Origin of the sequence: Sphingobacterium sp. IITKGP-BTPF85 (assembly GCF_001006065.1) — a bacterium.
GTDB classification, from domain to species: Bacteria; Bacteroidota; Bacteroidia; order Sphingobacteriales; family Sphingobacteriaceae; genus Sphingobacterium; species Sphingobacterium anhuiense.
The window spans coordinates 1-11,027 of sequence record NZ_ASZT02000163.1 but is presented as its reverse complement, the minus strand read 5'-3'; the positions used below and the strand labels follow the sequence as shown (position 1 = coordinate 11,027).

Here is an 11,027-nt window from a genome sequence, read left to right as displayed (position 1 = left end):
TTTGTTCCTTGTTTTGTTTGTTAAACTGATACTTGTTAATATTTAAATTCTTTAACAACTTCAATTGCGTATTTCACATTATCAAAAGGGATATCAGGCATAATACCATGACCTAAGTTGAAAATAAATCCATTTTCACCACGCATACGTTCAAATAATTGAAGGATCTTTTCTTTGATTACTTTTTTATCAGCATACAATACAAATGGATCCAAATTACCTTGAACAGCAATTCCCGCAGGTAACGATTGTTTGATATTTTTTAAATCTGCATTCCAATCGACAGATATCACATCCGGTTTTGCTTCTGCCATTATTGGGGCAAACACAGAAGATCCTTTACAGAAAGAAATTACGGGAACATCTTTTCGATTCAAACGAGAGATGATTTGATTATTATAATAATGAGCAAACTCTTTATAATCATTCCAAGATAAAGCTAAAGCCCAGCTATCAAATAACTGAACAGCATTAACACCAGCAGCAATTTGCATGTTTAAATACTCGACGGTTACATCAGCTATCTTTTGAAGAATAGTGTGAGCCAATTTTGGTTCATTATTCAACATCAATTTGGTCAACTTAAAATCTTTTGAAGAAGCCCCTTCAACTAAATAACTTAAAATTGTAAATGGTGCACCTGCAAAACCAATTAAAGGAATACTACCATTCAAACGCTGTTGAATTACTTTAATAGCATCAGCTACATATTCCAATTTAGGCAAACAATCTGTAGCTAATTTATCAGCATCAGCAAAAGAACGCACTGGATTAGCGAAACGCGGACCTACTCCTTGTTCAAAACTTAAATCTCCACCCATTGCTTCTGCTGTAACCAAAATGTCAGAAAACAAAATTGCGGCATCTATACCTAGTAAATCAACTGGCAACATGGTAACATCTGCAGCAATCTCCGGAGTTTTGCACATTTCCAAAAAGGAATATTTATTTTTTATTGCCCAGTACTCAGGCATAAATCTTCCAGCTTGACGCATCATCCATACAGGCGGGCGTTCAGTTTGCTGCGAAAGTGCAGCTCTAATCAATAAATCGTTTTGTAAAGTAGTAATCACTATATATGTTTTGAAATTTCGTTTTGTATTTTGCCAATTATACTGGCTTGACGTTCTGTTAAATTCAATTTCTTCGCAACATCAATATAAGCTTGAGCACGCTCATACTCTTCTTTTCTTAAACTGATATTCGATAAATTGATTAAGACCATCCCTTTTTCATTATCTTTTTTCCACGGTAATCTTGATGCTAATTGGAAATGGTATTCAGCTTCATCAATGCGATCCTCATGAAGTGAAATAGTACCCATCATATATTCATAAATATTACGACGTCCTTTCCTCAAGCGATCAGGATTTTTCACTTCAGCCAGTAAAACTTTTGCCTTAGCATAGTCCTGCTTATGAAATGAATCACTAGCCATAGCTACTGAGCTCTCGCGCAAATGACTCCACACCAGATAACAAACACCACCTGCAATCAGGATCGAAGTTTGATAATGTCCAGCATAAACGCCATATCCAATTAACAATAATGCAATGATAATAACAGCTACACGAGCCTTAAATGTCATCATAAAACGTTATGCATTATTATCCGTGAATTTATATCCAACACCACGAATAGAATGGAAATAAATTGGGTGTTTTTGATCAGGTTCAAAATATTTACGGAAAGTCAAGATGAAATTATCAATCGTACGAGTTGAAGGATAAACATCATAATTCCATACTGTTTCCAATATTTGTTCGCGAGAAACAGCTTCATTTCGGCGTTCAATCAATAGCTTCAACAACATGGTTTCTTTCTTTGTTAAAGAAGTAATAGTACCATCTGCATGATGCAATTCATATGAATTAAAATAAATTGTTTTATCACCAATTTGATAAGAGTTTAATTCTTTCAAATCATCAGGTTTTAAACTTCTTCGCACCAAATTACCTACCCTAAGGATAAGTTCTTCCAAATTGAAAGGTTTGATTAAATAATCATCTGCACCTTTTTTAAGACCAGTGATACGATCTTCACTACTGTTTTTAGCAGTTAAAAACATAATAGGAACTTCCGTATTTTGTAGTCGAATAGTTTCGGCAACCTGGAATCCATCAATCTCAGGAATCATGACATCCAGAATGATCAAATTAAAACGTTCTTCCTTGAATATTTTCAAAGCCTTTTTACCGTCTGTAGCTGTTGTTACACGGTAACCTTCTAACTCCAAATTTAACTTGATAGCCTCTAACAAGTGTTCTTCATCTTCTACGAGCAGTATGCGTTGTTTACTTTGCATTTTTATCAAATGTTACTTCAAAAATACTCCCCGAAGGAGTGTTATCTTTTACCTTAATAGACGCGTTATGCTTTTGCAAGACCGTCTTCACTATATACAACCCCAAACCGGTACCTTTAGTTTTACGTGTCGCTTCACTTCCTACACGATAAAATTTATTAAAGATAAGTTTTTTCTCCACATCACTGATACCAATTCCATGATCAGCAACAGAAAAAATTATTCCATGCTCTTCATTTGTTAATTTAACCACAACATTTGCACATGGTGGAGAGTATTTTATTGCATTCTCGATCAAATTAGTCACGACATTACTTATTGCAAACTTATCAGCGTAGATCATAACATCCGAATCCAAATTAGGTTTCAACACTTGCGTTCTACAAGCATTCTTTTGAAGGCGGTCCACAATTTGTTCTACTAATTCGGTGAGATTAAACTTTTCCTTCGGAAGATTATAATTGCGGCTTTCAAGCTTAGTAGTGATTAATACATTTTCAACCAAATCATCCAATCGCTCAATATCCTTCAAAGAATTCCTTAAAAAAACTTGTTGCTGTTCCTTATCCAAATCTCTTTTCAAAATTGTTTGAATATATAATTTGACCGAAGCTAGCGGAGATTTTAATTCATGAGTTATGGCCAATAAAAAGTTTTGTTGCTGTTGTTGTAATTTGTTCACGAACAAAAAGCTTTTTTAAACGTAAAGCGCCCCAAAGAAAGATCAGTAAAAAAAATATACCTTCACCGATAATCATCGATTTCCTTTGTGGTTGAAACCGAGCAAGCATAACACCCCACCAGATCAATTGGGAGGTGGCATAAAAAACAAGAAAATAAAATAAAACAAGTGCTTTTTTCATACGATATATTGCAACAGAACAAAAATAACGATAAACAGAGGTATAAAAAAATGTGTTGGACTTTATGACACTAAGAGGAAAATCGAACAGCCCCTATTTCTTTCATTAGTTCATATTACGCTATATTTGTACTATGTTTCAACAAGACAAAAAAGATATATTCTTCGATTTAGATCATACCATTTGGGATTTTGATAAAAATGCAGAAGAGACATTGGACGAACTATATTATCATTACAAATTTGATCAGCTATTTCAGCAAGAAAGCTCTGCCCAATTTATCCAAACCTATACGGTCAATAATCATCGCGTATGGAATCTGTATCATCATGGTAAAATTGATAAAACAGAATTACGCCGTGCCCGCTTTGCAGATACATTTACACAACTTGGTGTAGATCCTTCCCTATTTCCCTCTAGTTTTGAAATAGAATATTTACGCATGTGCCCGCAGAAAACCAATTTATTTCCACATGCACATGAAACACTTCAATATCTGTATAAAAATTACAATTTACATTTGATTTCAAATGGATTCAAAGAAGCTTGCGAAGTAAAGCTTGATAAAAGTGATCTCAATAAATATTTTAAAAATATCTTTATTTCCGAAGTGGTTGGGGTCAATAAACCTGATCCCAGAATATTCAATTTCGCATTAGATAAAGCCGACGCAAAAATTGACAATTCCATCATGATCGGTGATAATATTGATGCAGATGTTCGAGGAGCAATGAATGTAGCATGGATGCCATATTCTTTAATCCTAATCAAGGTGAAAGACCACAAGATGTAATACATATGATCAGTAATTTAAAAGAATTACAGTCCATTCTATAAAATAAAGGAATGAAATAGCAGAATCATAAAGCATAAAAAGCGAGCTTGATTTTCAAGCTCGCTTTTTTTATGCTTTATGGTAATTACAATTTTTTCACAGTAATATTTTTGAACCATACGTCATCACCATGATCCTGAAATCCGATAACGCCTGATTTAGTTTTGCCACCGACATTCTTCAATAATTCGTAAGCCAAAGGCCATTTTTCTTCACTAAATTTACTTTTTTGTAATAGATCAATCCATGATTGATCCCATAGTGTATATTCAACAACTTTGACGTCATTTTGCCACTGTTCAACTTTACCTTTATTAACAACAATTTTCACTTTATTCCATTCACCATAAGGCTTAGCATTTTGAGGCTTCGCAGGGATCATATCATATAACGACGTTGATTTACGATTTCCATCAACCCCCATCTTCGCGTCAGGATGATTTTCATTATCCAGCACTTGACATTCAGGACTGGAAATATAAATTGGTTGTCCTTCAATTTCCTTTGCTAAAAAGAAAATACCAGAGTTCGCTCCTTTTGCCACTTTCCATTCCAGTTCCAATTCAAAGTTTTTGAAATCATGAGCAAAAATTAAATCTCCACCTTCATTATTTCCAACATTTGCCTTGCTGTCAAATTTTATAGCACCATCATCAATGATCCATTTTTAGGCAATACAGCTTTATCATAACCACGCCATCCTGTTAAAGAAGTACCATCAAAAATGACATATGCACCTTGTTTATTTTTGTTAAAATTTTTCAAATCTACCTTAGGTAGATCCAAAACCTTATATGCAGGGACTTCTTTCTTCTGTTGAGCGACAGTAGTACCAACACTTGCAGTACCCGCGAGCATAGTAGCTGCTAAAACGATTGTTCTTAATTTCATATCTAGTATTTATATGGATTAAATTTAAAAAAAAATCATCGGAATCAAGAATATATCTTAATATTCTTCTCCGGATATTTCATTTGTATTAGTCTCCCTTTTCTTAGACTTTGTTAAATCCTGACCTCCGAATCGATACGAAACTGATAAAGTAACCATTCTTTTCATCCAACGCCTTTCAAAATTAGAAATCAACTGCGGCGTTTCCGTATACCCTTCCATTTTTCTAGAATTGAATACGTCACGGACATTCAACATAACAGAAGCTTTCTTATTAAAGACATCTTTTTTCAAAGCTACATCTATACCTTTCATCGCATTCATCTTTCCTTGAGCCATTACACGAGAAGAATTATATTCGCCTCTAACCTGTGCAGAAAATGTTGGTGTCATCCTATAGTTCATGGTTAAATTAGAATTATAAGAAAATCCCTTCCTACTTGGCAACTGGTACAGCTCATTAGCTTTATAATTGATATTTATCAAGTTCAGATTGAATGTAAAATCAAAATCTTTTGTTGCATTGACTTTGGCAATAAATTCAAAACCAGATAAAGTACGGCTTGTTAAATTCTCCCATTTACTATAAGTCACACTATTCGAATCTACAAAGAATACGTAAGGTTGAATCACTTCACTGGTATGATTAAAATATGCTGAACTGACCAAATTAACTTTACCATAAGTTTTCGCATAACTCAACTCAAAAGCATGCACATCTTCAGGTTTCAAATTAGGATTACCCTGTCGGCTATTCATATTATCTGTAACATCTGGAAATGGATTGATTTGCCATCCGCGAGCACGTTGCACCCTTCTTGAATAACTCAACTGTAACTTATCACCACTATCATCTAAATCATACGTTAAGAATACAGTGGGATATAGACGAAAGAAATTTTGATTAGCTTTTTCTTCTTTGACAAGTACTTCTGGATCTTTTGAAAAGTAAGTCGATTTTAATTCAAATTGCTCGCCACGTAACCCCAATTGATAGCCAATTTTTTTACTTAATTTATTCTGATAATTGACATATAAAGCATGAACCGAACTCGTAAAATCAAAATCATTACTGATCTTATAATCGGGGAAATAAAGCCCAAGGCTATCAACTAAGATTTCAGAAAACTGCGTATCAAAAGATTTTCTAATCTGCGTTCTATATCCAGCTTCAAACTTACTCGTCTCAGAAAATGGCAATACATAATCAGCTTGTAGATTAATCACCTTTCCGTTTTCAGAAGTCACATTTTTACGACCATCAGCAGGTATGGGACCACTAAAGTTCTGTAAAAAATCATTTGTTCCATCTTCTTTATCATTTCCATAACTTGCATTCGCAGTCAGCTCTTCTCCAGATCGCTTAAATTGATGTCTAAAATCAAAATTTAAATCATAAGCAAAGTCATCTTCAAATTGACGTGAATTACGATTACTAGTCCCCGAAAGTTTAGGATGATTAGAATATTGGTAATTCAAATCTTCAGAACGATCACTATTACGAATACTCATATTACCAGAAAGCCCCAAAGTAGTACGATCCGTTATATTATAGTCAACTCCTGCCTTAATATTATGTCCGTTTCCTTTACGGGAAGACTCAGATTCATTATAGATACGGCTGTTATTATCTAAAAAAGTGTTATCAACCTTCCCACTTCCCACCATATTACGGCGGTTAAAATTATAACTTCCAAAATAGTTAAACTTCTTATCTCTGTAATTAAGCGTCAATCCAGCCATATAGTTATCATAAGACCCCGCGGATGTATTAACAGCCCCATTCAATCCCGTACGGATATTTTTTTTCAAGACAATGTTCACAATTCCAGTCTGTCCTTCAGCGTCATATTTGGAAGAAGGATTGGTGATAATTTCGACTTTATCAATTGAATTAGCTGGTAAACTCTGTAATAAGGCCGTCACATCATTACCTGCCATTGCAGATTCTTTACCATCAATCAAAATCTTAACATTAGATCCTCTTAAACTAACCGTCCCATCCTGATCGACTTGTAAAGTTGGCACATTTGCTAATAAATCGGTGGCTGTACCACCTGCACTCACCAAACTTTCTCCAACATTAAAAATCTTACGATCGATTCCAATCTGCATCGCCGGTGCTCTTCCTTCAATTACAACTTCACTAAGCAATTCACCAGAAGGTTTTAAAACTAATTTACCGAGATTAAGATTGGAAGAATTTGATACGACAATATTTGTTTTCACGAAGTCGGAATAGCCAACATAAGTAACACGTAACGTAAAAGTACCATTTGGAACATCTTGAAAAATGACTACGCCATTCTCATCAGATTGGGTACCCTTTAAATAAGCTTGAGCACTACCCGTCAGTAATGATGCACTAGCAAAATTGACTGGAGTTCCAGTTTTTTCATCAATAAGAGTAGCAGATACTTTACCAGATTGAGCGAAAGCTATTATCGGAAAGAATAAAAACGTAATAAGAAAAGTAAAGAAATGGGTCTGATTTTTAGAGAACATAATAAAGTTATAAGCTGTAATACTACAAAAATGTACTTTTTTGTTGAACTAAAACGACTCGTAACCACTTTATTACTCAATAAAATGACCTATCTCGGAAATAAAAATCTACTCGACAGATACAGTAAGACCTTCTGCTTTTAGAATTTTTCTATAGACCTCCATCTCAGTCAAAGATCCCTCCAAGACTGCACATTTACCATCATTATGCACTTTAAAAGCAATTCTTTCAGACTCAGGTTCCGAATATTGCAAATGATGCATCATACAAAAATAACATGGTCAAAAGTATTGATATCGTCATTCCACAAAATCAGTCGATTGGAATCTTTAACTGAAGCTAAAATTTCGGATAAGGAATAGGTTTCTTGTGCAGTTTCTGTACTCATACTACAAAAGTACTTTAATTTTCAAAAATTACGTAATTTACTTAATTTGAACTTAACATAAATACAATCATATGTTTCAATCCAAAATTGCAGGTATAGGATACTACGTACCAAAAAATGTTTACACCAATCAAGACTTAACCCGTTTCATGGATACAAGTGATGAATGGATTCAGGAAAGAACAGGTATTAAAGAGCGTCGTTATGCGGATAGAATTGGTGAAACAACCACCACTATGGCTGTTGAAGCATCAAAAATAGCGATTGAACGCGCAAATACGACTGCCGAAGAAATTGATTTTATTATTTTTGCTACGCTTTCGCCTGATTATTATTTCCCTGGTTGTGGCGTACTTCTACAGCGGGAAATGGGTATGAAAGAAGTAGGTGCTTTAGATATCCGAAACCAATGTTCAGGTTTTATTTATGCATTATCTGTCGCTGACCAATTTATCAAAACTGGGATGTACAAAAATATTCTTGTCGTTGGCTCTGAAAAACATTCTTTTGCCCTTGATTACTCAACACGCGGAAGAAGTGTGTCCGTAATCTTTGGAGATGGCGCCGGAGCTGTTGTTCTTCAACCTACAAATGAAGCAGGTAAAGGTATTCTAAGTACTCATTTACATTCTGACGGTGCTGATGCTGAAAAGTTAGCGATGTATTACCCTGGTGCATCTGGTGGGATCTGGTTAGATGAAAAACCAAAATGGCCGGAACAAGAGCTTGGCGGAATGTTAATGACAGCAGAAATGCTAGAAAATGGAACAGCATTTCCAGTCATGGACGGTCAGACAGTATTTAAAAAAGCAGTGGTAAAATTTCCAGAGGTAATAGGAGAAGCACTAACCAAAAATAATTTAACAACACAAGATATTACCCTCTTAGTACCCCACCAAGCAAATCTTAGAATTTCGCAATTCATCCAGAAGACATTGAAGCTAAATGACGATCAAGTATTTAATAACATTCAAAAATATGGAAATACAACCGCGGCATCAGTTCCAATTGCATTATGTGAAGCATGGGAAGCTGGAAAAATTAAAGAAGGAGATCTTATTTGTTTAGCTGCTTTTGGCGCAGGATTTACATGGGGATCAGCCTCATCCGTTGGTAGAAAACACACGGTAATTTTTAAAAAAACTAAGATTTACTGCTAGCCCTCAGAATTAAAACAGTGTTTTCCACAGGAGTTATTAACATAATGTTAATAACTCCTATGGAAAACATCATATAGCCTATCAGATTCCGAAGTATCTCCCACCTTCAATCTTTTTCAGATCCATTCTATTCCAGAAAATTATCACAATTTTTCGTTAGATTTAGTAATGGAAAAACTAAATCGTGAAGACATATCGATTGCAAGTAAGCATAGTAATCTTTCAAGAGAACAGATAGAAAATCTTTTAGAAGAAAATGTGTACGTAAATACCAGAGACTGGAAGCGATTCTTAGATTTATTCTTACTTGTATTAGGAATCGGGTTTGTTGTCTCTGGCATTATATTTTTCTTTGCATTCAATTGGGCAGATTTAAACAAATTCATTAAAATCGGAATTATACTTCTTCTACTAGCTGCAACTGTACTTTGTGCACTTCTATTAAAAATAAATGATGTATATAAAAATACATTATTGACAGCTGCTTCCATGTTAGTCGGTGTATTATTTGCGGTATTTGGACAGATATACCAAACGGGAGCTAATGCCTATGACTTTTTTCTTGCCTGGACGATATTTATCACGATTTGGGTAATCGCAACACGATTTTATCCACTTTTGCTTCTCCATATTCTTCTTATTAATACAACCATTTTCCTATTCAACGATCAAGTTCTAAATAGTTTTGACCCAGTTAGTATGTCTACACTACTATTCTTTATCAATGGTAGTGCGTTAACGGCCTTATTATCTCTAAATCATTATCGGAAAATCCAGATACCACTATGGTTTAGAAATACGTTTACGCTTATCGTAACTTCAATTGCAACAATCGGTTTGTGTTACCTCATATTTGACTCAAGACTCCTAAACGGATTATTATTAATTATTGGTACGCTAGCATGCTACTCTTACTATATCTATTATGCCTTACAGACAAAAAGTACATTTTTCATTGGAACCATAGCTTTCAGTATTTTAATTATCACTAATTGTCTGCTTATTAGAATCTTTGAAGATGAATTTGTCTTGATCATCATCAGTCTTTTTGTGATAATAACGGTGACAGCCATTATAAAATTATTGTTAAATCTTCAAAGAAAATGGACCAATGAAAAATAAACAAGAAATACTAAATAAAATAGAACTTTTGAGCAAAGGCAACGAACCCAATTTTCAGATCAATATAAATGATACAATGGCAGCGTATCAACATTTGGAGGAAAACAGATCAAATCTGACTATAAAAATACTATCCATACTTGGAGTTATATTAAGTGTTTTAAGTTTTTTAGGAGCCTTATTTTTACTAAACATCTTAAACGATAAGTTGAATTTAATCATTTGCGGTTCCATCTTTCTTATTCTATCTCTATACTGCATTAAAAAATATAACGCCATTATCATTGATACTGCAAGTATTGCATTTTATATTGTGGGAGGATGGATGCTCATATATGGTTTCGATATCCATGATTTAAATTACATTTTTATACTCTGTTTTATCATCAGCTTATGTACACTATTAATTGTACAACGCTATCTATTATCCTTGTTAAATATACTTTGCATCATTTATTCCATAATAGCTTTAATCAATCACAATGATCAAAATCTATTATTCATTACATTGATCAATGCTATTCTCATAATCGCATTGATCTATTTTTTATCACATGAAGCAGCTGTACTATCCAAACGAAATTTAATCAGTACAATCTATAATCCATTACGCTTAGGGCTTATTCTTGCAACCGTAGTCACGACAGCATTCATTATACTATCACACTATGAGACCAACGAGCAAGTAAATAACACCTCATTCGCATTAAATATATTATCAGTACTATATGCATTAGCAACTTTATGGGTGGTTTATAAAATCACAAGTAAATTTGAGATCACAAAATCCAAAGTACTTTTCCTACATATGCGCTTCTCATACTGATGCTAGGTTCAACAGTTATTAATCCCGGTATCGCATGTTCAATACTACTCATCTTAATTTGCTTTAATTATCAATATAGGATTGGTCTGTCAATTGGTCTTATTTCCCTACTCCTTTCCTTATGGCATTTT

Annotated in this window: 10 protein-coding genes and 2 pseudogenes; 4 read left to right on the top strand and 8 right to left on the bottom strand. The window is 34.1% G+C overall.

Annotated features, from left to right (window positions below; genetic code table 11):
• Positions 1–35: 35 nt before the first annotated feature.
• From hemE to L950_RS21850, 4 genes and pseudogenes are all read right to left on the bottom strand, one after another.
• Positions 36–1,073: a uroporphyrinogen decarboxylase gene (hemE, locus tag L950_RS21865; protein ID WP_021189966.1), complete on the bottom strand. Its 1,038-nt coding sequence runs from the start codon at positions 1,071–1,073 to the stop codon at positions 36–38.
• Positions 1,073–1,591, bottom strand: a complete 519-nt coding sequence (locus tag L950_RS21860) for a hypothetical protein (RefSeq protein WP_231577776.1) — start codon at positions 1,589–1,591, stop codon at positions 1,073–1,075. Before L950_RS21860 ends, hemE begins: the two co-directional genes overlap by 1 nt.
• 6 nt (positions 1,592–1,597) lie before the next feature.
• On the bottom strand, positions 1,598–2,305 hold the full coding sequence (locus L950_RS21855; RefSeq protein ID WP_021189964.1) for a response regulator transcription factor: 708 nt from the start codon (positions 2,303–2,305) through the stop codon (positions 1,598–1,600).
• A pseudogene (locus L950_RS21850) lies at positions 2,295–3,168 on the bottom strand (sensor histidine kinase). The gene L950_RS21855 and the pseudogene L950_RS21850 overlap by 11 nt, the downstream one beginning before the upstream one ends.
• 133 nt (positions 3,169–3,301) lie before the next feature.
• Here L950_RS21850 and L950_RS21845 point away from each other — a divergent pair.
• Positions 3,302–3,961, top strand: coding sequence for a YjjG family noncanonical pyrimidine nucleotidase (locus L950_RS21845; RefSeq protein ID WP_316930731.1), 660 nt, complete (start codon positions 3,302–3,304; stop codon positions 3,959–3,961).
• A 127-nt stretch (positions 3,962–4,088) separates the two neighbouring features.
• Here the strand turns inward: L950_RS21845 and L950_RS21840 are convergent, their stop codons facing one another.
• The 4 genes and pseudogenes from L950_RS21840 to L950_RS21830 all read right to left on the bottom strand — a co-directional run bounded on the left by L950_RS21840 (position 4,089) and on the right by L950_RS21830 (position 7,788).
• Positions 4,089–4,646, bottom strand: coding sequence for a DUF1080 domain-containing protein (locus L950_RS21840; RefSeq protein ID WP_231577777.1), 558 nt, complete (start codon positions 4,644–4,646; stop codon positions 4,089–4,091).
• Positions 4,643–4,894 (bottom strand): hypothetical protein, encoded by a 252-nt coding sequence (locus L950_RS34330; protein ID WP_231577775.1) that lies wholly within the window; start codon positions 4,892–4,894, stop codon positions 4,643–4,645. Before L950_RS34330 ends, L950_RS21840 begins: the two co-directional genes overlap by 4 nt.
• Before the next feature lie 57 nt (positions 4,895–4,951).
• On the bottom strand, positions 4,952–7,399 hold the full coding sequence (locus tag L950_RS21835; protein ID WP_021189963.1) for a TonB-dependent receptor domain-containing protein: 2,448 nt from the start codon (positions 7,397–7,399) through the stop codon (positions 4,952–4,954).
• 108 nt (positions 7,400–7,507) lie between these two features.
• A pseudogene (locus tag L950_RS21830) lies at positions 7,508–7,788 on the bottom strand (ATP-dependent Clp protease adaptor ClpS).
• A 71-nt stretch (positions 7,789–7,859) separates the two neighbouring features.
• On the opposite strand from L950_RS21830, the gene L950_RS21825 reads away from it, so the two are divergent.
• The 3 genes from L950_RS21825 to L950_RS21815 all read left to right on the top strand — a co-directional run bounded on the left by L950_RS21825 (position 7,860) and on the right by L950_RS21815 (position 10,896).
• Positions 7,860–8,948, top strand: a complete 1,089-nt coding sequence (locus L950_RS21825) for a 3-oxoacyl-ACP synthase III family protein (protein WP_021189962.1) — start codon at positions 7,860–7,862, stop codon at positions 8,946–8,948.
• A 168-nt stretch (positions 8,949–9,116) separates the two neighbouring features.
• A complete protein-coding gene (locus L950_RS21820; protein ID WP_021189961.1) occupies positions 9,117–10,070 on the top strand; it encodes a DUF2157 domain-containing protein in 954 nt (317 codons plus the stop codon).
• Entirely contained in the window at positions 10,060–10,896 is an 837-nt protein-coding gene (locus L950_RS21815; RefSeq protein ID WP_021189960.1) for a DUF4401 domain-containing protein, read from the top strand. The genes L950_RS21820 and L950_RS21815 overlap by 11 nt, the downstream gene beginning before the upstream one ends.
• The last annotated feature ends 131 nt before the right edge of the window (positions 10,897–11,027 follow it).